Annotated in this window: 13 protein-coding genes; 8 read left to right on the forward strand and 5 right to left on the reverse strand. The window is 40.4% G+C overall.

Translation table 11 applies throughout. From position 1 onward, the window contains the following. Positions 1-3: 3 nt before the first annotated feature. Entirely contained in the window at positions 4-2,700 is a 2,697-nt protein-coding gene (locus ACYVM0_RS21450) for a PAS domain-containing protein (protein ID WP_460560533.1), read from the reverse strand. Positions 2,701-2,941: 241 nt separating this feature from the next. On the opposite strand from ACYVM0_RS21450, the gene ACYVM0_RS21455 reads away from it, so the two are divergent. Then, entirely contained in the window at positions 2,942-3,127 is a 186-nt protein-coding gene (locus ACYVM0_RS21455; protein WP_460560535.1) for a hypothetical protein, read from the forward strand. Continuing rightward, the gene (locus ACYVM0_RS21460) at positions 3,120-3,398 is read left to right on the forward strand and encodes an energy transducer TonB (RefSeq protein ID WP_460560537.1); all 279 of its coding nucleotides are present in this window, start codon (positions 3,120-3,122) and stop codon (positions 3,396-3,398) included. Before ACYVM0_RS21455 ends, ACYVM0_RS21460 begins: the two co-directional genes overlap by 8 nt. A gap of 28 nt (positions 3,399-3,426) precedes the next feature. Here the strand turns inward: ACYVM0_RS21460 and ACYVM0_RS21465 are convergent, their stop codons facing one another. Next, entirely contained in the window at positions 3,427-4,413 is a 987-nt protein-coding gene (locus ACYVM0_RS21465; RefSeq protein WP_460560539.1) for a hypothetical protein, read from the reverse strand. 76 nt (positions 4,414-4,489) lie between these two features. Between ACYVM0_RS21465 and trmD the strand changes: the two genes are divergently transcribed. Next, complete coding sequence (trmD, locus tag ACYVM0_RS21470; RefSeq protein ID WP_460560541.1) at positions 4,490-5,164, forward strand: tRNA (guanine(37)-N(1))-methyltransferase; 675 nt, start codon at positions 4,490-4,492, stop codon at positions 5,162-5,164. Positions 5,165-5,217: 53 nt separating this feature from the next. Here trmD and ACYVM0_RS21475 read toward each other — a convergent pair whose 3' ends face one another. Further along, the gene (locus tag ACYVM0_RS21475; RefSeq protein WP_460560543.1) at positions 5,218-8,331 is read right to left on the reverse strand and encodes a WD40/YVTN/BNR-like repeat-containing protein; all 3,114 of its coding nucleotides are present in this window, start codon (positions 8,329-8,331) and stop codon (positions 5,218-5,220) included. A gap of 83 nt (positions 8,332-8,414) precedes the next feature. After that, entirely contained in the window at positions 8,415-9,116 is a 702-nt protein-coding gene (locus ACYVM0_RS21480) for a LolA-like protein (RefSeq protein ID WP_460560545.1), read from the reverse strand. Positions 9,117-9,236: 120 nt separating this feature from the next. On the opposite strand from ACYVM0_RS21480, the gene ade reads away from it, so the two are divergent. After that, complete coding sequence (ade, locus tag ACYVM0_RS21485) at positions 9,237-10,877, forward strand: adenine deaminase (RefSeq protein ID WP_460560547.1); 1,641 nt, start codon at positions 9,237-9,239, stop codon at positions 10,875-10,877. A gap of 4 nt (positions 10,878-10,881) precedes the next feature. Here ade and ACYVM0_RS21490 read toward each other — a convergent pair whose 3' ends face one another. Continuing rightward, entirely contained in the window at positions 10,882-11,301 is a 420-nt protein-coding gene (locus ACYVM0_RS21490) for an FxLYD domain-containing protein (RefSeq protein ID WP_460560549.1), read from the reverse strand. 173 nt (positions 11,302-11,474) lie between these two features. Between ACYVM0_RS21490 and upp the strand changes: the two genes are divergently transcribed. The 4 genes from upp to ACYVM0_RS21510 all read left to right on the forward strand — a co-directional run bounded on the left by upp (position 11,475) and on the right by ACYVM0_RS21510 (position 22,856). After that, positions 11,475-12,125, forward strand: coding sequence for a uracil phosphoribosyltransferase (gene upp / locus ACYVM0_RS21495; RefSeq protein WP_460560551.1), 651 nt, complete (start codon positions 11,475-11,477; stop codon positions 12,123-12,125). 130 nt (positions 12,126-12,255) lie between these two features. Further along, positions 12,256-13,260, forward strand: coding sequence for a PorP/SprF family type IX secretion system membrane protein (locus ACYVM0_RS21500; RefSeq protein WP_460560553.1), 1,005 nt, complete (start codon positions 12,256-12,258; stop codon positions 13,258-13,260). Positions 13,261-13,454: 194 nt separating this feature from the next. Further along, positions 13,455-17,783 (forward strand): reprolysin-like metallopeptidase, encoded by a 4,329-nt coding sequence (locus tag ACYVM0_RS21505; protein WP_460560555.1) that lies wholly within the window; start codon positions 13,455-13,457, stop codon positions 17,781-17,783. 519 nt (positions 17,784-18,302) lie between these two features. Next, entirely contained in the window at positions 18,303-22,856 is a 4,554-nt protein-coding gene (locus ACYVM0_RS21510; RefSeq protein ID WP_460560557.1) for a reprolysin-like metallopeptidase, read from the forward strand. Positions 22,857-22,877 lie beyond the last annotated feature (21 nt).

Raw genomic sequence — 22,877 nt, forward strand, 5'->3', positions numbered from 1 at the left:
TTATCAGAGGTTCATTTTCTTTTTTGAACGCCTGGCAGGCAGTTGCATTGAATTGCCCGGCAATGGTATCTCTATTATTATTTCGCAACCTTTTCCTGCTGCAGCGTTTACCGTAAATTTTCCTGAAAAAGATTCCACTCTTTTTTTGATGTTACTGAGGCCGATCCCTTTTTTTACAGTTTTTATATCAAAGCCTTTACCGTTATCATTGATCCGCATTTTTATTGCCTGGGCTGATTGCTTTACTGAAATTTCAATTTCGTCTGCCGCGGCATACTTAACAATATTTTTTATCTGCTCCTGAACTATCCTGTATAAATTGATCTGCACATCGCCGCTAACAGTATTGCAGGCATCATCCATTTCAAATTTGATATTAAACTGGTTGTTTACGTTAAAAGTTTGCAGGAGATTTTCAAAAGCATCCCTTAAAGAAGTATCATCAAAAGAAGCAGGCGCCAGTTTATGCGATAGTTTTCTCACTTCTTCGATGGCATTAAAAATATGGGCCTTACCCATTTCAACATATTCCAGCGTTTTTTTAGTTAAACTCTTACTGCTTTTTACCATACTTAATGCCAGTAAAGAACCAGCCAGTATCTGGTTTACATTGTCGTGTAACTCTCCGCCAATAAAACGTCGTTCCTGTTCCTGCGCATCAATGATGGCTTTTGAAATCCGCAATTCCTCATCAACGTGGTAAGTGATATCCTGCATGGCGCCAATCATCCTGCATGGATTACCGCTTTCATCAAAAAGTACATAGGCCCTGTCAAAAATATATTTGTAAGCACCATCTGCACAGCGAAACCTGTAGGTGATATGAAATTTCTGTAATCCTTTTTCAAAAACTTCTTCAATCAACTCTGTCACTTTTTTAAAATCATCAGGATATAATTTTTCATTCCACCAGTCTACCACATTTTCCACTTCCGAAGCACTGTATCCAAACATCTGGGCAATGCCATCATTATAGTGCATCGTGTTATTTACAATATCCCAATCCCAGATGGTATCACTGGTGGCTCTTGCAAGAATATCGTAGCGCTCCACCGCTTTTACAATAGCATCTTCGGCTTTATTACGCAACCTTTCTTTTTCAAATATTTCCAATGCAAAGGATACATCGTTGGTAGCTTCTTCCAGCAATGCAATTTCTGCGGCATCAAAAAATTCTTTTACGGGCGTATAAAAAGAAAAGACTCCAATTATTTTTCCTGAATTTTTTATTGGCAGGGTCATAAAGGATTGATAGCCGCGGTTCAAGGCATCTTTTTTCCAGGGCATCATTCGCTCATCGTTTTCCAGATCGTTGCAAACAATGTATTTTCCCTGGAGTAAGGCAGTGCCGACCGGCCCCCGGCTTTCAGCATCATCGCCAACTGATATGAGGCGCATAACAAAAGGGTAATCACTATCATCGCCGGCGTGCATTACCGGTATCACTGTTTTTGTTGCATCATCTATCATACCTATCCAGGCCATTTTAAAACGGCCTTCGCCTACTGCAATCTGGCAGGCCTCCCTGAACAAGGTATTTTCATCTTTGGTACGCACAATCATCTGGTTCACCTGGCTGTTAAAATAATACAACCGGTTTGCCTTAATAATTTTTTGTTCTGCCTTTTTTCGTTCGCTGATATCTCTCAGGTTAATAATAATACCTCCTATGGCCGGTTCGTTGGCCATGTTTTTTACTACCCCTTCCAGCCAGATATAATGGCCATCCAGATGCCTCACCCTAACGGATACCTGTATTGCTATTGCAGGACTTGCAAGCGCTGTTGCTATCAATGTGCTAAGCTTTGCCCTGTCTTCGGGATGTAAATATTCAGCTATGGCAATTTTCTCATTTTCCTCAAATACCCGGCCCGTGATAAGTGCAGTGGAAGCACTACGAAACAGCACATTCAATTTTTCATCTATCAAAAGGATGATACCTTCGTTATTTTCTACCAATGCACGGAATAGTTTTTCTTTTTTATCCAGTGCCTGCGTCCGGTCCGCTACTCTCTGTTCCAGTTCATCATTCATCTTTTTTAAAGCTGCCGCTGCTTTTCCTTTTTCCACATTATCTGCTATTACTTTTTGAATAAATACAGCCGACAGCAAGAGAATGACCACGATTATTAACATTAATATCCGGTCTATATTCCGGATACTTTTTTCGTTATCTGCTTTATAAGCTGCCTGTAAAATATCTTCTTCACGTTGTATGGTATCAACCAGGGAACGGATATGATCTGAATACAATTTCCCTTCCCCGCTTTCTGCCATTTCCCTGGCCGCATTCACACCAAAAATTTCGTAACTGGCTTTAATGCGTTTAAAAAGTGTAATTCTTTTGTCGGCGTAAAATAAGAGGGAATCGATCCGGAACTTTTGTGCAGGATTATCAATGGTTAATGTCTTTAATAAATTGATCTCGGTAAAAATTTCTTTCTGTGATCTTTCTACCGGCTTTAAGAATATGCTTTGCTCTGTAATTAAATAAGCTCTTGTACCTGTTTCAATATCTGCCACCAACGACATGATTTTTTCGCAATGCAGTAACTGCTCCTGGGTATGTGCCACACGTAAAGCGGTGTCATTTACCTTTTTGTATTCGTAACCAAAGAAAATAATAATGGTGATGAAAGAAAGTAATAGAAGTGCAATACCAGAGCCCAGTATCTTATTAGAGTAGAGGTTTAATTTCATAGTTTTATTGGATGATAAGGGATGTACCCGACAGCGAACAAGGATATCAATTAAAATATCAGCAAAAAAAGTGCCGTTTTTTAGATATTTTATAATTATATACCATTAATAACTGATGTTGTGCAACCTGGTAACGTTTAATACCTAGCAAGGGCGGTTGATTATTTACATTAGTAATTAAAAATGAGGTAATTGGAATAAGTTTGCGGTAAGAGCAATATTTTTATAAAAAAGAGCGCTTATGAAATATATAATTGGAATATTGTTTTTTCTTACTTGCGGATATCTATCAAATGCCCAGGTTAAGCATCGGCCGGCAAGCAAAAAAAATGTATCAAAAGATAATACAGTTATTTTTGACGAAGTTGAAGCAGAGGCTGAATTTACCGGGGGCGATACAGCATGGAGGTCATTTTTTAATGAATAATCTTGATATTGATAAGTTCTCAGACAAGGTGAAATTTCCGGCCAATAAGAAAGTATTTCAGCAAACAGCCGTGGTAAAATTTATTGTTTGTACAGATGGTAGCTTATGTGATATCACTACGGAGAACAAAAGTAAAATTAACCCGTTGATAAGAGCCGAGGTTGAAAGGGTAATGAAGCTTTCTCCTAACTGGATTCCTGCAATTAAGGATGGTAAACCGGTAAAAGCCTATCGCAGGCAACCCATTACCGTTTTAATTGAAAGGGAATAGTATAAAGAATTATTGCTGCTTCAATTTATTACAAAGGCGTCGGCAGATCATTCACCGAATAAAACTGGTTAGTAGTTGTAAAAATTATTTCCTCTTTATTATTATTGATACGATAACGTTTACTGCCGGTTGCTATATTTTTGTTGTAATAAATTTCTTCAACCCAAACTACATTGCTTTTTTGAAGTAATGTTTTTTTAGTAATTCTTTTTGCAGCATCCGTTTCACTTACCAGTGTATATTTTTTAACCTTGCCCGATAGGGGATCAGAGATTTTATAATAAAATTTGTCTGCAACAGTTTCATCTGCCTTTGCAAGTATTGTTTCGTAACCTTCTGCACCCTTTTTAAATGCAGCCACTTCATCGGTAAGTATGGGGTTCATTTTATACTGCCAGTCTTTAACCGCTGCATTTTTGTGCCTGGTAATATCAAAAGGCTCAATGCTATCGCTGTAAAATTTTTCTACCAGGTTGGTACCGCTTGTTACCGGATTACCGTAGAAATCAAATTGAATTGTACCATTAATTTTATGGTCATTATTTCCCCATTCAATTGCAGTAGCTTTTACAATAGTATCCAGGTAATTTATATTTGCCGCATATTTTATGCCTACTGCACTTAGTTTTTGATATGGAGTAGCTAATTGCCTGTAATATGTAGCAGAGGTGGTATCTTTCAGGTATATTTTCTGATTCAGGTTTTCGTAGGCAATCTCCTGTTGCTTATCTAAAATCATTACACCATCCAGGCCCTCCTGCTTAGCTTTATTTTTTAATGAAATAATTAATTCATCGTAGCTTGCATTGGCAGTTCCTGTTACTTCCACAATATTTATTTTGTAAAATGGTTTAGCAGGAGTCTGATTATTGAGAAAGCAATCAACATTTTCAGATGATTGTTTCAATGGAATATCGGTAATTGATTTTGTTTGCCGGGCCGATGAATAAGGCAGGTAATCGGAACAGGAAAAGAATAGTATAGAAAGGAATGGGAGGTAGATATTTTTACTCATAAGGTTTTTATTTAGTACAGCAATTTAAATCCTAAAAAAGGATTGCCAAACCAATAAATTGTTAAAGATTTGCAGCATGAAAATTGATATTATCTCTGTGGTGCCCGACTTGTTACAAAGCCCTTTTGCCCACTCTATTTTAAAAAGAGCAAAGGACAAAGGTTTGCTGGAAGTAAATGTGATTAATTTAAGAGACCATACTACATACGCAAGGGCGCAGGTAGATGATTACGCTTTTGGCGGCGGCGCAGGCATGGTGATGATGATTGAACCATTAGTAAATGCAATTGAAAGTTTGCAGGCAATAACAACTTATGATGAAGTTATTTACCTGACACCGGATGGAGAAACGTTCAATCAAAAAATGGCAAATGCCTTTTCTTTAAAGAATAATTTATTAATGATCTGCGGTCATTATAAAGGCATAGATCAGCGATTCAGGGATCATTTTGTAAGCAGGGAAATTTCCATTGGTGATTATGTTTTAAGCGGTGGCGAAATTGCAGCCGCAGTCCTGGTAGACGCTATTGGCCGTTTAATACCTGGTGTATTGAATGATGAAACTTCTGCACTCACCGATTCTTTCCAGGATAATTTATTGGCTCCGCCGGTTTACACCAGGCCCGAAGAATTCCGTGGCTGGAAAGTACCGGATATTTTATTAAGCGGCAATCATAAACTGATTGAAGAATGGAGAGCAGAGCAAAGTTTGCAACGAACTAAAGACAGAAGGCCGGATATACTGGATTAAAAATAATGCGGAGCCTTTGACTCCGCATTATTTTTATAATTTTAATTGCTCCTTTATTCTTTCTTCAAACCAATTAAAGGCAACGCTTTCTCTCTTATCATTGCATTTAATTTTACCAGGTCATCTTCCATAATTTTCCTTAGCGTATTCAATTGTACATCTGCCTGTGCAGCTAATTCTGTATAGGCATCTCTAACCTGTTTTGCAGGTGCTGCATTGCCACTGTTGGCAAAGCCATATAAGCCTGATATTTTATCATCTAACCGTATAGGAAAATTCAACACGTCCTGCCCGCTTTTTGCTTTGGTTTGATGCAATGCTTCTTCTACAGCAGTCATTTGTTTATTGATCGTATCTGCCTGTTGTTTTATTGCTTCCGGCAGATCTTTTCCCTGCTTATCCGTAAAATCATTGATCTGCTTTCTTACATCACGGATATTTTTTATCGCTTTTTGTATTTCATTAAATTTATCTCTAACAGTAATTAAAAAATTAAACTGGTCGTCATACTCCTGCGGCGATAATTTATAAGTTGGATTAGCTTTCAACATAAAATTCCCCTCTGCAGAATCTTTGTCTACTTTAATTTTAAAAGAATAATTACCAGGTGCTGCTTTTGGTCCGGGCACCGTGCCATGCCATAAGATCTGTCCGTCAATTTTATCAGCAGGTGGATATAACATATTCCATACAAACCTGTTCATCTCTTTATTCACTTCAATCTTATCTTCTTTTTCTTTAGCCGCAGAGCCAAAAGTTTTTATTATTTTTTTATTCTTATCAAAAACTTCAATACTTATTTTAGAAGAGTCGGTAATATTTTTTACATAATAATTGATCACTGCACCGTTAGGTGGATTCATTCCTGCATTTTTTGCATTCAGGTTTTGATAGCCATCAAATAAATAAGCATCATTTACTGTAAATACATGCAGGTTTTTATTGGTAATACCTGCTGCTTTCTGTTGTACCACACTCAAATCATCCAGCGACCAGAATGCCCGGCCCTGTGTTGCAACTATCAGATCATTTTCTTTTATTGTAAGATCAGTAATGGGCACCATCGGCAAATTCAATTGAAAAGATTTCCAGTTAGCACCATCATCATAACTGATGTACATACCGTATTCTGTTCCGCAATACAATAAGCCTTTCACTTTTTTATCAGCACGTAAACATCTTGCAAAGTGATTGGCGGTAATACCATTGGTTATTTTCACCCATGTTTTACCGTAATCTTCCGTCTTAAAAATATAAGGCGTAAAATCATCACTCTTATATTTTGTACCCACAAAATAAGCTTTGCCTTTTACAAAAGGATCTGTCTCTACACAATTCCACATCATCCATTGGCCGGCTTCTTTAGGCGTAACATTTTCCCAATGTTGTCCGCCATCTTTACTTACATGTATTAATCCGTCATCACTACCTGTCCATAGCAGATCTTTTTCCAATGCAGATTCTGTTGCAGTAAAAATGGTACAATACACTTCCACACCGGTATTATCTTTTGTAATGGGGCCCCCGCTGCTGCGCTGTCTTATCTTATCATTGGTGGTTAGGTCTCCGCCTAAAGCCGTCCAGCTGGCGCCCTCGTTTTCTGTGGCAAAAAGCATATTACCACCTGCATATAATTTTTTGGGATTGTGTGGCGAAAAGAAAATGGGAAAGTTCCATTGAAAACGATATTTACTTACATCTGCACCGCCGCCAATCGGGTCGTCGGGCCAAACACTTACCGCACGGTTCTCTCCTGTTTTATGATCTAACCTGGAAAGGTAGCCGCTGTAATTGCCGCCATACACCACATCAGGATTTAATGGATCTGCCACCACGTAACCACTTTCTGCACCGGCAGTTGCCTGCCATTCATTTTGTGTGATTTCGCCGCCATCACTTCTTGATAATATCCTTATCGTACTGTTATCCTGTTGTGCACCTAATATTCTATAGGGGAAATGAGTATCTGTACTTACCCTGTAAAATTGTGCTGTGGGCTGGTTTTCGTAAGTGCTGAAATTTTCTCCGCCGTCAAAACTTATCTGTGCCCCACCGTCGTCAGCAACTATCATACGGTTGCCGTCTTCCGGGTCTATCCACAGATCATGATGATCGCCATGTGGAGTATTAATATTTTTATTAAATGTTTTACCGCCATCAGAGCTTTTTAAAAAATTTACATTGAGTGCGTAAACTGTATTTTCATTTTTAGGATCCACAAAAATTTTGCTGTAATACCATGCTCTTTGCCTGATATTGTTATCACTGCTTTGCAGGGTCCATGTGTCACCGGCATCAGTACTTACAAACAGGCCGCCATCTTTATTTTCTATGATGGCATAAATTTTATCGGTATTGGACGGCGCCACCGTTATTCCAGTAATGCCCCACAATCCCTTAGGTAAACCTTTATTGGCCGAAATATTTTTCCAGGTTTCGCCACCATCAATACTTTTCCAGATGCCGCCGCCATCGCCGCCACTTTCCAGGCTGTAAGGTGTACGTTGTATGCGCCAGGTACCGGCATACAAAACTGCAGGGTTACCGGGTTCCATAATTAAATCGCTGCAACCCGTTTGATTATTTACGTACAATACTTTCTTCCATGTTTTGCCACCATCGGTTGTTTTAAAAATACCTCTTTCTTCTCCTGCTCCAAATAAATGGCCGATAGCTGCAACCCAAACGATATCAGGATTTTTGGGATGAATTACAATCTTAATAATATGCCTTGTGTCTTTTAACCCGATATTTTTCCAGCTTCTGCCGGCATCATCGCTGCGCCACATACCAAAGCCTTCACTTACATTTCCCCTTAATGTATTTTCGCCTTCGCCAACATACAAAATGGTATTATCGCTCGGTGCAACCGCCACGCTGCCAATACTGCCACCAAAATATTTATCACTGATATTTTTCCAGTTGCTGCCACCATCAATGGTTTTCCAAACGCCGCCGCCTGTAGCGCCAAAATAAAAAGTATTTTTATTTTTTGTGTCGCCGGTAACCGCACCGCTTCTGCCGCCACGAAAAGGGCCTACCAAACGGTACTTCGTTTTACTGAATAAAATACTGTCTTCGTTAACTGCAGGTGCAGTTTGTTTTTTTTGTGCAAAGGAAAAAAATACAACTGTTAAAGTTGTGGCAAGCAGCAGGAGTTGTTTCATGTTTGGTAAATTAGTATGGTAAGATACATAATCAATTTAAAAGCCCCGCTGGTTGGCAGGGCTTTTTATAAATGAAGATATATTTATTTAAAAATACTTTCGTCTACTTTGATATTGGTTTCTATTTTATCAAAATCTGTCTGCCCCCTTGAGTTGGTAGTGGTATAAGCAAACCAGTAACCGTCTGCGGTTTGTTTGTAATTGGTAAAAGTGGTAAAAGCGTCTACTGCCTCGCCATTAACCATCGCCTTTGTGGTTGATTTGTACAAACGATCGGTTTTGGTGTCAATAAAATAGTTGGTCACATTTCCATTCTTAAATGTGACTTTTAATTTGTAACATTCTATTCCGTCAGTACTTTCTTTACCTGACAATTCTACTTGTATACCTTTATCTTTATAATTTACAAAAGTGCCATGAAGGTCCAAAGTATTTTGCAGGGCTTTAACCTGGTCTTCCGGCATGTCTTGTGGTGATGCTTGTCCAAATACGGGCATAAACATGATTCCTTTTGCAGGTGTAATGATCTGGTAATTTTCTGTACCCATTACCGAAATATCATTCCTTGTACCCACTCCGTGGAGTTTGGTTACAGTAATACTTACATCCGTTCCCTGCACATTCATCGCACCTTCCATCCTGCAACTATTTAGCGTTGCCAGTTTATCCCTGCCGCCCATGGCAGCAATATTTTTTTCAATTACTTCATCCACAGTTTGTGCTTGTGCAAACTGAGCAAAAACAATTGCTATAATAAAAAGGCCAAAAATTACTATCGGTTTCATTATTAAATAATTTAGAACTGCAATATAATTAAATTTGCAACCGGATACTTTTTATGTATTCCATTTATCCTGTAACTTATGCCGTTCATCTTTTTAAAGTACAACAACCATTAAATAATTATGAATTCTTACAAAATACAAGGCCATATTGTTGACATTTTCAATAAAGAAATCTTTTACGGTGAAGTGAGTGTTACAGAAGGAAAGATATCCTCTATCCAAAAGCTCCCCGCTATCAACGATGATCCATCAGCTATCAATTATATTCTTCCCGGGTTTATTGACAGCCATGTGCATATTGAAAGCAGCATGCTGGTACCGTCTGAATTTGCAAAGCTGGCCGTGGTGCATGGCACCGTTGCCACCATCAGTGATCCGCATGAGATTGCCAACGTTTGCGGCATGGCCGGCGTACAGTTTATGATTGCCAACGGAAAAACAGTGCCGTTTAAATTTCATTTTGGTGCGCCCAGTTGTGTGCCCGCCACTATTTTTGAAACAGCGGGTGCCGTTGTAGATGTTGCCGATGTAGACACACTTTTGCAAAGCGACGATATTTTTTATTTGAGTGAGATGATGAATTTTCCGGGTGTATTGCATGCTGATGAAGTGGTAATGCAAAAAATTGCGGCTTCAAAAAAATATAACAAACCTGTTGATGGCCATGCTCCGGGACTGATGGGTGAACTGGCAAAAAAATATATTGATGCTGGTATCAGCACAGACCATGAATGTTTTACAGCAGCCGAAGCACTGGATAAATTAAACTACGGCATGAAGATACTTATACGTGAAGGCAGTGCTGCAAAAAACTTTGAAGCTTTAATAGAGCTGATGCATGAGCATTATGCCATGATGATGTTTTGCAGTGATGATAAACATCCTGATAGTTTAGCAGATGGTCATATCAATCAATTGTGTGCAAGGGCTGTTGCAAAAGGTATTGACGTATTTAAAGTATTGCAGGCGGCTTGTATCAACCCGGTATTGCATTATAAAATGAAAGTGGGACTATTAAGAACAGGTGATACCGCAGATTTTATTGTAGTGGAGGATCTCACCAATTTTAAAGTACTGCAAACTTATATTGACGGGGTATTGGTTGCGGCAAACGGCGTATCTAAGATAACCTGCGGCAAAGCTGCTATGTTGAATAATTTTGATTGCAACGAAAAACCGATTGCAGATTTTAAATTTCCAATTGCAGATTTTAAAAAAGAAGTTTTTGCCATTGAGGCTTTAGACGGGCAACTGATCACCAATAAAATCATTTGTACACCCATTGTAAAAGATGGTTTTTACGAAAGTGATATTGCCGGCGATATTTTAAAAATTGTAGTGGTTAACCGTTATAAAAATGCACCGGTTGCCAAAGCATTTATTAAAAATTTTGGATTGAAGCAAGGTGCTATCGCTTCATCAGTTGCACATGACAGCCATAATATTGTTGCCGTGGGTACAAACGATGAAAGTTTGATGAAAGCAGTAAACTTAGTGATTGCAGCCCGGGGGGGTGTTAGCGCAGTAAGCAATACCAACGAAATGATTTTAGCATTACCTGTTGCCGGTTTAATGAGCAACGAGGATGGTTACAAAGTAGCCACTGCTTATACTGCTATTGATAAAATGGTGAAAGAAGCATTGGGCAGCACCTTAACTGCCCCGTTCATGACTTTATCTTTTATGGCCTTGCTGGTGATACCGCATTTAAAGTTGAGTGATATGGGATTGTTTGACGGAGATACTTTTTCGTTTGTGTAAATTATTACTCACTCTTTGCTCCCATCACTTTAAGCGCTACACTATCGGTTCCCTTGGGTGCAAAATATTTGGTTTTAAAATCGGTGGATTTACCCGGCGCAATACTTTCAAAAATAGTTTCGGGATCTTCTTCCAGCAAAGAGCCTGTTTTACTATAAAACGACAACCGTATTTCCACATCTTTAAAAGTGGCCACTTTCCCGGTATTACTTAATGTTCCCTTTACAACGGTTTGCCCTATAAGATTACGTTTATCATGGCCTGTAACGGTTAAAAAACGGGTAGGGTTTTTCTTTTCAGTTTCTTCCAGCGTTTCTTTGGTTTGTTCGTATTTATCTTTTTTGGTATCGCCGTTTTTATCATTGCTGCTGCAGGCGGTCAGGGTAATTGCTGTAATAAATACCAGTGCCGGTATACTTTTCATTTGTTGTATTTTGAGTACAATAAAAATACATTTTTCTGAAATGCTTTGTTAAAAGATTTTTGCCACATGGTCAGACGGGGCGTCAGACCATGTGGCAAAAAAAATCCCTGAAAGGAAATTTTTTATTATAGTTTTGTTTGCAACATCATCACCTCAAAGCCCAAATTACCATCATGGTCATCAACTTAAGCGAACAGCATTCTTTAGTAAGCAACTGGGTAAGCGAATTACGCAATGTGGAGGTGCAACAGGACCGTATGCGTTTTAGAAGAAACCTGGAACGTATTGCGGAAGTGATCGGCTACGAGATCAGTAAAAAACTGGACTGGGAAGAAAAAGAAATTACCACACCGCTGGGCACTTCTACCAGTAAAGTACTGAGTAAGCAACCCGTTTTAGCCACTATTTTACGTGCCGGTTTGGCCATGCACAATGGCTTATTAAATTATTTTGATAAAGGCGATAATGCGTTCATCAGTGCTTACCGCAAGCACCAGCCCGATGGCAGTTTTGAAATAAGGCTGGAATATATGAGCTGCCCTGATATTGAAGATCGTGTAGTGATCATCAGTGATCCTATGATCGCAACCGGCGCATCACTGGTAAAATCCATCCAGTTTTTAAAAGAAGAAGGTAATATTAAAGAATTACATATCGTTTGTGCCATTGCCTGTACGGTAGGCATTGAGTATGTAAAACGGGCTGAGCCTAAGGCTATTATCTGGTGTGGCGATATTGATGACGAGATCACCGCCAAGGGATATATCGTTCCCGGCCTGGGAGACGCCGGTGACCTGGCTTTTGGAGCAAAATTGCAAAGCTAAAGGCAAAGGTTTACGGGCTTAAGGTCAGGAGGTTGTGGCATTATCAACTCTCATATTTCAACTTTCATCATTTTTGGTGCAGCTTTTTGCAGTAAATCCTTATCTTTAATTTTCTGAATAGTTAACTAAAATGAGAAAATCAATCCTTTTTACCGCTGCCCTGTTATTTTCTGTTATTGTAAATGCGCAGGATCCGCATTTTTCGCAGTTTTTTGCCTCTCCGCTTACATTAAATCCTGCTTTTACCGGTAAGTTTAATGGTTTGTGGCGCCTGGCAGCTAATCACAGGGATCAATGGCCTTCTATTCCTAAAGCTTATGTTACTTCAAGTGCTTCTCTCGATTTTCCCATCCTGAAAAATAAAATTGCAGAAAACGATGTTTTTGGTGTAGGTATTTCCGGCCTTTCAGATGCCAGTGCCAATAATATTTTAAAATTGAACTATGGCTCTGTATCTATGAGCTATCATAAATCTTTAGACGAAAATGGATACAGCACTATTGGTGCCGGTTTCCAGGGTACTTATTCCAGCCTGAGCCTGGATGTTACCAAACTAACTTTTGAAACCATGCTCACACAAAATGGTTTTACTGATGAATCTAAAAGAGAAGTATTGACCAATGGCAGTAATCAAAGCTATTTTGATGTAAATGCCGGTGTGTTATACTCCGGTTCCAGCAATGGTATCAACAATTATTATGCTGGTGTTTCCATGTATCATATCAACAGGCCTAAAGTAAGTTTTAAAGATAAAAACTGGTTTTTGAGTGGCCGCATCACGGTTCATGCCGGCGGTTCATTCCCGGTATCTGACCAGTTAACACTACACACTTCTGTAATTCACCAGATTCAAAATAAGGCCAGCGAAACCACATTAGGCGCTGCCATTGCTGCTAACCTAAACCAGGATGAGGAAAAACCTACCAGTGTTTACCTTGGCAGCTGGATCCGTTTTAATGATGCTGTTGTTCCTTATGTTGGTTTGGAATTTGGCGGACTTAGAATTGGTGCAAGTTATGATTTGAATATTTCCAGCTTAAAAGCTGCAACCAGTACCCGTGGTGGTTCAGAGATCTCATTGATCTACATCAAACAACCCGCCGAAAACAAAGGCATCCCTTGTCCTAAATTTTAATTGGCAAACACATATTTGCTGATTAAGAACCCTCATAGCAAAAGTATTTTGAAACCGGTTTTGTTGCCTTTATTACGGGTAGCAATATATTAGTTTCAGATACCCTGTCTGTACGTACTCAATTACGTTGAAATACTATAGCTGCATTTCTATTTAAAAAATGCAAAATTTTAAATTAAAACTAAACTCTCATCATGAAAAAAGCTTTACACCTAGCGCTGTTTTGGGTTTTGGTTTGCACCTGGGGATTTGCGCAAACCGACCAATTCTGGTCTGTTAACAATGAAAGCCGCAGCAGCATCACTACCGACAAATCTGTTGCCAGGCTATCTTTCCCTAAAACATTCAATTTATTCAATGTAAACTTCGAGCCTTTAAGGCAGCAATTATTTTCTATTGTTGGCAACCAGGCTTCAAGGCATTCAACGGTTATTTCATTACCCAATGCCGATGGTAAGCTGGAACAATTTGAAGTATTTGAAGCCTCTAACTTTGAACCGGCTTTACAGGCTAAGTTTCCGGAGATCAGGGCTTATTCCGGAAAAGGCCTTACCGATAAATATGCTACTTTAAAATTAAGCATCTCTCCACAAGGTATTCAAACAATGGTTTTCAGAACGGATAAAGAAAATGAATTCATTGAACCTTATTCAAAAGATCACTCTATATATGCTGCATACAAATCTCAGCGCCAGCCTGGCCAGTTACCATGGACCTGTTCCACTGATGACAAACAGATTGCATCAGATATAAAAAAACAAATTACCGGATCAAACATTGTAGGCAGCTCTGCCGGGGAATTAAAGACCATGCGTTTGGCCCAATCATGCAACGGAGAATACTCTAATTATTTTGGTGCCTTCAGTGCTGCCGATGTAGCATTGGTACTGGCTGCCTTCAACGCTACACTTACCCGTTGCAATGGTTGTTACGAAAAAGATCTTGCTTTACACCTTAACCTGATCGCCAATACAACAGATGTTATTTATTACAATCCTGCAACAGATCCCTATACCACTTTAGCCAACTGGAACGCACAGTTACAGGCCACTCTAACTGCAGTAATAGGAGAAGCCAACTACGATATCGGCCATATGTTTGGCGCATCCGGCGGCGGTGGAAATGCCGGGTGTATTGGTTGCGTTTGTGTAAACGGACAAAAAGGTAGTGGTATCACTTCGCCTGCAGATGGTATCCCGATGGGAGACAATTTTGATATTGATTATGTGGCGCATGAAGTGGGCCATCAATTAGGTGGTAACCATACCTTCTCCATGTCTATCGAAGCAGGTGGCGTAAACAATGTAGAAGTTGGTTCCGGTATCACAATTATGGGTTATGCAGGCATTACTTCCCAGGATGTGGCACCACATTCTATTGATATTTTTCATGAGCGTTCAATTCAACAGATCCAGAATAACCTGGCCATTAAAACCTGCCCGATCACCACTAATATAACAGCCAACAATGCAACACCGGTTGTAGCTGCTCTTACCAATTATACTATTCCTATCAGTACTCCGTTTGCGCTAACTGGTTCGGCAACGGATGCCAATAATGATCCGTTGACGTATTGCTGGGAACAAAATGATGCGGCCAATTCTACCGTAACAGGAAATAACAGTGTGGCATTTCCAACTAAATTAGTTGGGCCTAATTGGCTTTCATTTGGTGCAACAACGTCTCCTACAAGATTGTGCCCCAAATTATCAACTATTCTGTCTGGCTTATTCATCACACCAGTATTGCCCGGTGGCGATGCCATTGCAAACATTGAAGCATTGAGTTCTGTATCAAGAACCCTGAATTTCAGGTTAACTGTAAGGGATAATTGCCCTTATGTTCCTACTGTAAAAATTGGTCAGACTGCTTTCTCTGATATGACAGTAACTGTTACCAATACATCTGGTCCGTTCAGGGTAACAGCACCTAATACAGCGGTATCATGGCCGGCGGGTACTACTCAGACTATTACCTGGGACGTGAATAATACCACTGCTGCACCGGTTAGTTGTGCTAATGTAAAAATATCTTTATCTACAGATGGCGGGCAAACATTCCCAACCGTTCTGGCAGCAAGTACCCCTAACGATGGTACAGAAAATATTACTATCCCAAGTTCAATCACTACCACTGCAAGGATAAAAATAGAAGCAGAAGGTAATATCTTCTTTGATATTTGTGATGCTAATTTTTCTATTACAGCTCCGCCTGTAGGTTTTGATTTTACATCAGCCTCACTTACATCAACAATCAGTTGTAACCTGCAAACTTCTGCTACTGTTACCTTAGGTACTATTTCAAACGGTGGTTATGTTACTCCAATCAACCTTTCTGCCAGCGGAAACCCTGCAGGTACTACGGTTACTTTTAGCACCAACCCTGTTGTTCCTGGTAACAGTACCGATGTTACACTCACCAATACCAATACACTAAGTGCCGGAACTTACAATATAACCGTGACCGGTATATCAGGTTCTTTAACTCAGAACAAGACCATTTCTTTTATTGTTCAACCCGGCGCCGGGCCAACAATCAATACACAGCCATTGTCTCAGGTATTATGTTCAGGTTCCAATGTAACCTTTACTGTAGCTACATCTACTGCTTTATCTTATCAATGGCAGGAAAGTACCAATGGTGGTGGTTCGTGGAATAATATCAGCAACGGAGGTATTTACAGCGGTGCCACAACAGTTAATTTAACTTTAACCGGTATTACTGCAACACAAAATACTTATCAATACCGTTGCGTAGTTACAGGCCAGTGTAACACTACCAATTCAACTGCTGCAACATTAACGGTAAATACACCTCCGGCAATCACTTCACAACCTGCGGCAAGTACTATTTGCGCTACACAAAATACTTCATTCACTGTAGCCGCTACGGGTACTGGCTTAACTTACCAATGGCAGGTAAGTAATGGAGGTTGTGCAGGTGTATGGAGCAATATTGCAAACGCTGCGCCTTATTCAGGTATAAATACTGCCACACTAACCATTACAGGAGCGCCGGCTTCAATGAATGGTGCTGCATATCGTTGTGTAATCAGCGGAACTTGTACACCGGCTGCAACTTCAGGCTGTGTGGTATTAACTGTTAATACTCCGGTAGCAATTTCTACACAACCGCTTAATGCAGTTATATGTGCTGGTGCTGCTACTTCATTTAGTGTAGTGGCCACCGGTACCACACCAACCTACCAGTGGCAGGAAAGTACTAATGGCGGTACTTCTTTTACTAACATCACTAATGGTGGTGTTTATTCAGGAGTCACTACTGCAACCTTAACGTTAACCGGCGTTACTGCCGGTATGAGTACTTATCAATACCGCTGTATTGTATCAGGTGCTACTTCTTGCAGTGCGTTAAATTCTGTCAATGCCATATTAACTGTTAACACTGCCCCTGCAATCAGTGCACAGCCTGTTGCTGCTACCACACTTTGCGAAGGATCAAATACAACTTTCACCGTTACGGCAAATGGTACTGCATTAACTTACCAATGGCAGTTAAGCACTGCCGGCGCCGGCGGCCCTTGGAATAATATTACCAATGGTGGTGTATATAGCGGTGCAACTACTGCATCATTAACTATTACTGCAGCAACTGCTGCAATGACCGGGTATCAATACCGTTGCGTTATCAGCGGTACCTGTACACCATCAGTAAACACCACTACGTCTGCATTAACAGTTAATGTTCCCATTAACTTTACTACCCAGCCTGCTGCAACTACAAATGTTTGCGCAACCGGGGCCACTACATTTGTTACAGCTGTAACAGGTACTGCTCCAACTTATCAATGGCAGGAAAGTACCAATGGTGGTACTACCTGGACCAATATTGTAAACGGAGGTATTTACAGTGGTGCCACTACTGCTTCATTAACTTTAACAGGCATTACAGCAGGTATGAACAGTTACAGGTATAGAAATGTGGTTACCGGCACTGCACCTTGCGGAGCCGTAAACTCAAACAGTGCGGTGTTGAATGTTACCCCTCAACCGGTAATAACTGCAGCGCCTTTAACGGCATTATTAGCAGGACAACAAACCACACTAACCGTAAATGTAACACCGGCACCCGGCTTAAGTTTTGCCTGGTATCTTAACGGCACTTTGTTACCTGCCGCAACCGGAAATACCTATACTGCAAATGTTAACGGATTGGGTAAATACAGTGTTGTTGTTACCAGCGCTACAGGAAGCTGTACTTCTGGTTTAACAGAAATCACAGCAGCTCCAAGTACCAAGCTCTTTGTTTTCCCAAGCCCTAACGATGGCAGGTTTACCGTTTCGTATTATACTGCCGGCGCTTCTTTAACCAATACCACTAAGCAAAGTATCACTATTTATGATGCCTTTGGCCGCAGGGTGTTGAATAATGAATATGCTGTTTCTCAGCCTTATCAATTGCACCAGATAGACCTTCGCCGTAATGGTGCAGGGGTGTATTATATAGTTTTAAGAGAAGCAAATGGAAATAAGATCAAAACAGGCGAGGTACTGGTTCGCTAATTGTTTGTAAATCATAATAAAAAAACTCCTGCCATTGTTACGGCAGGAGTTTTTTTTGTGTATATATAATTATTATTCTTTGTTTCAGCCATGTGATTAAAGGATTACTCATGTAAAAAAACAGTAAAAACCTGGTGGCATCACCCTATGTAATATAGAGTAAAAACAAAATTTCATCCATACTTTAAAATTTGCTAATTTCATCGTGAAAGAGTAGTGACCGGCACATGTTTTTGCATTGAACAAATGTTAAGTATAACAAATGCCAACCAGTGAATCCATTTGTTGGTAACTATAACTTGTTTAAAAAATTATTTTGGGGTTGATTTGGTTGCAGCATTCGCTCTTTTTTTTGTCAACAAATTCATTATCCCCCCAAATTAAACCTCCTTGCTTTGCCAATGAAAAATTGAAGTATACTTCCCGTGAAGTATTACACGAGATGAAGTTATTTGTTGAAGAGTGATATTGCAGGCAACCATTAAAATAAAACAACCTTAATAAAACCAAACTAACAATATGAGAAAAGCTTTACTGCTCAACATTTTTTTTGCTTTCATTACAACTTCAGGATTTGCACAAACTGATCAATTCTGGTCTGCCAACAGCGATAGCCGCAGTTCCATTACGACAGATAAAGCTGTTGCAAGATTATCTTTTCCTAAAGATTTCAGTTTATTTGCTATAAACTTTGAACCTTTTAAGCAACAACTATTTGCTATTGTTGACAATAAGAATGCAAAGCACTCTGCAACTATTTCTTTGCCGAATACAGATGGAAAGCTGGAGCAATTTGAGGTTGTTGAAGCATCTAATTTTGAACCGGCTTTACAAGCCAGGTTTCCTGAGATCAGGGCCTTTTCCGGCAGAGGCATCACCGATAAATATGCAACTGTAAAATTAAGTATTTCTCCGCAGGGTATTCAAACAATGGTGTTTAGGGTAGATAAAGAAAATGAATTTATTGAGCCTTATTCTAAAGACCATACCCTATATGCAGTATACAAATCGCAAAGAAAACCCGGCCAGTTGCCATGGACCTGCTCTACTGATGATAAACAGGTAGCTGCAGCTATCAACAAACAAATCACCAGTTCAAATATCGTAGGCAGTTCAACCGGCGAATTAAAAACAATGCGTTTAGCCCAATCAGTTACAGCAGAATATTCCAATTATTTTGGAGCTTTCAGTGCTGCAGATGTAGCATTGGTTTTAGCAGCCATTAACGCCACACTAACCCGCTGTAATGGTTGTTATGAAAAAGATCTGGCCTTGCACCTCAACCTCATTGCTAATACCACTGATGTAATTTATTATAATCCGGCAACTGATCCTTACTCTCCCGGGGCCGTAGGGGCCGGCGGTGCCTGGAATGGCGAATTACAATCTACATTAACATCAGTTATCGGGGAAGCCAATTATGATATCGGTCATTTGTTTGGTGCATCCGGCGGTGGCGGAAACGCAGGTTGTATCGGTTGCGTTTGTGTAAATGGCTCTAAAGGAAGCGGTTTTACTTCTCCCGCAGATAATATTCCAATGGGCGATAATTTTGATATTGATTATGTAGTACACGAAGTAGGGCATCAATTAGGAGGCAATCATACTTTTTCATTTTCGTTAGAGGGTACGGGCCAAAATAAAGAAGTAGGCGCCGGCATTACCATCATGGGTTATGCAGGTATTACTTCTTATGATCCGGCTCCGCACTCTATTGATATTTATCACGAAACCACGATCGGGCAAATACAGGCTAACCTGGCTATTAAAACATGCCCGGTAACTACTAATATCACAGCTAATAATGCCACCCCGGTTGTTGCTGCTGTCAGCAATAGAACTATTCCCAAAAGCACCCCGTTTGCGCTTACCGGCTCTGCCACAGACGCCAATAATGATCCATTAACTTATTGCTGGGAACAAAATGATAATGCCACCACATCGGGAGCAAACAGTGTTGCCAGCCCCGGTAAATTAACCGGACCTAACTGGCTATCATTCAGCCAGACGGCATCGCCTACAAGAATTTTTCCAAAACTCTCAACTATACTGGCAGGTTTATTCGTTACACCAACCCTGCCGGGTGGCGACGCCATCTGTAATATAGAAGCATTAAGTTCTGTTTCCAGAACATTGAATTTCAGGCTAACGGTAAGGGATAACCATCCCTATAGTTCAACTGTACCAGTGGCAGTTGGCCAGACTGCTTTTACAGATATGACAGTTACAGTTGATGGTACCACGGGGCCTTTTGGTGTAACCATTCCTAATACAAATGTTTCATGGGCCGAAACCACAGCTCAGACTGTAACCTGGTCAGTTAATGGTACAACCGGCGGGGCAGTAAATTGTGCCAATGTAAAAATCTCTTTATCTACCGATGGCGGAAATACATTTCCTTACGTGTTGGCAGCAAGCACACCTAATGATGGTACAGAGTCTGTAGTAATTCCTGCAGGAACAATTACCACAACAGCAAGGATAAAAGTAGAAGCCGTAGGTAATATTTTCTTTGATATTTCTGATGCTAATTTTACTATAACAGCCCCCCCTTTAGGTTTTGATTTTACAACAGCTGCGCTTACAGCTTCTGTTACCTGCGGTGTGGAAACATCTGCAGCTATTACTTTAGGCACAGTATCAAACAGCGGTTATGTAACCCCCATCAACCTTTCTGCAAGTGGAAATCCGGCAGGCACTACCGTTAGCTTTAGTGTTAACCCGGTTGTTCCGGGAAACAATACGGTTGTTACACTTAACAATACCAATCTTGTTCCGTTTGGTACCTACAGTGTTTTGATAACCGGTATTTCAGGAACAATAACACAAACTAAAACCTTAACCTTTACCATCGCTCCCGGAACCGGCCCTGTTATTAATATTCAGCCAACCGGGCAATCTGCATGTATTGGAGGAAGTGTTACTTTCAGCGTAACTTCAGCTGCCGGCATCAGCTATCAATGGCAATCAAGCACCAATGGAGGCGTTAGCTTTTTCAACATAGCAGGTGCTACCGGTTCCACATACACTATACCGGGTGTTCTTGCTACGCAAAATAATTATCAATACCGTTGCCTGGTTACGGGACAATGTAATACCACTACTTCAACTGCGGGAATATTAACCATTAATAATGCGCCTGCCTTTACCCAGCAACCTGCCAATGCAGGAGCCTGTGCAGGTAACCCGGTTAGCTTTACAGCTGCGGCGTCAGGCGTTGGTGTTACCTACCAGTGGCAGGTAAGTACAGATGGTGGTGTAACTTTTAATAATATCGGCAGCGCAACTGCGGCCACTTATACTTTTGTTACCACATTAGCACAAAATGGTAATTTATACCATTGTGTAGCTACGGGAGCCTGTTCGCCAGCTACCACATCCGCCAATGCATCTCTTATAGTGGGCAGTACACTGGTAGTTAATTCGCAGCCGGCAGCCTCTGTAATATGCGAGGGTGCAACCACAACATTTGCGGTAGGGGTTACAGGAATAGTTACTTATCAATGGCAGGAAAGCACAAATGGCGGAACATCATATTCCGATATTGCAAACGGAGGCATCTATTCCGGAGTTACCACGCCAACATTAACTTTATCTGCGGTGCCGGCTACTGCCAATAATAATCTTTACCGTTGTGTAATTTCAGGCAACTGCCCTTCAATTAATTCATTAGGTGCAGCACTAACGGTAAATACTTCTCCGGCTATAACCACACAACCACTTAGCGGTAGTACGGTTTGTGCTACCCAAAACACCTCTTTTACAACAACGGCAACCGGTACCGCATTAACTTATCAATGGCAGGTAAGTACTAATGGCGGAGCTACTTTTACTAACCTTGTAAATGGTGGCGTATATTCTAATGTTACCACCTCTACCATTACTATTACCGGAGCTACAACTGCAATGAATACTTATAAATACCGCTGTATTATTAGTGGTACCTGCGCTCCGGCTGCAACCACATTAGCATCAACATTAACAGTGTATACCCCAATAACTGTTAGCGCCAATCCTGTTAATGTAACAGTATGCGAAAACAGTAATGCCAGCTTTAGCATTACTGCAGCGGGTACTTCACCTACCTATCAATGGCAGGTAAGCAGCAACGGTGGTACATCTTATACTAATATTTCAAATGGCAGTATTTACTCCGGTGCAACAACACCTACTTTAAGTTTATCCGGAGTGCCTTTTAACTTAAATAATAATTTGTTCCGTTGCATTGTAAATGGTCTGGCACCCTGCGGTCTTGTAAATTCGGGCATTGGCGTGCTGAGCATTAACCCACTTCCTTTTGCATTTACAGTAACTGGTGGCGGGTCTTATTGTGTGGGCAATAATGGTGTTCCGGTTGGATTAGGTTTATCGCAAATAGGCGTCAACTACCAATTACTGCTTAATGGTGTAAATACAGGCAATCCCATTGCAGGCACAGGTGGGCCCGTTAGTTTTGGCAACAGAACAATTCCCGGCATTTATACCATTGTAGCTTATAATGCTACTACCGGTTGCACCCAGCCAATGGCAGGTAGTGTTACAGTAGTGGTAAACCCATTACCTACAATATCTTTAAGCGTTGCTCCTTATAAAAACCTTTACCCGGGTTTAATAACTACCTTAACGGCTACTGCAACCAGTGCTGCAGCACCAATAACTTATTTCTGGTATAAGAACAATACATTGATCAATAATACCGGAAGCACATTAGCTGTAAATGTGTTTAGTCTTGGAGATTACAAGGTAACTGTAACGGATGCCAATGGATGCGTTAACCAATCTCAGACTATAACTATTGCAGATTCTGCAAACAGCAAGTTGTTCATCTATCCAAACCCGAACAACGGGCAGTTTAATATTGCCTATTACAACGCCGGAGGATTACCTGTAAAACAAATTATAACTATTTACAGCAGCAAAGGCGAAAAAGTATACAACAAGGAATTCCCGGTATCCCTTGCATACCAGTTGCTTAATATTGATTTGCGCAGAAATGGTGCAGGCATTTATTATGTGGTTTTAACTGATGCCAATGGCAACAGAATAAAAACCGGGGAAGTACTGGTGAAATAAAATAATACCCTGATTTTTAAA

It is taken from the genome of Ferruginibacter profundus, assembly GCF_054783275.1.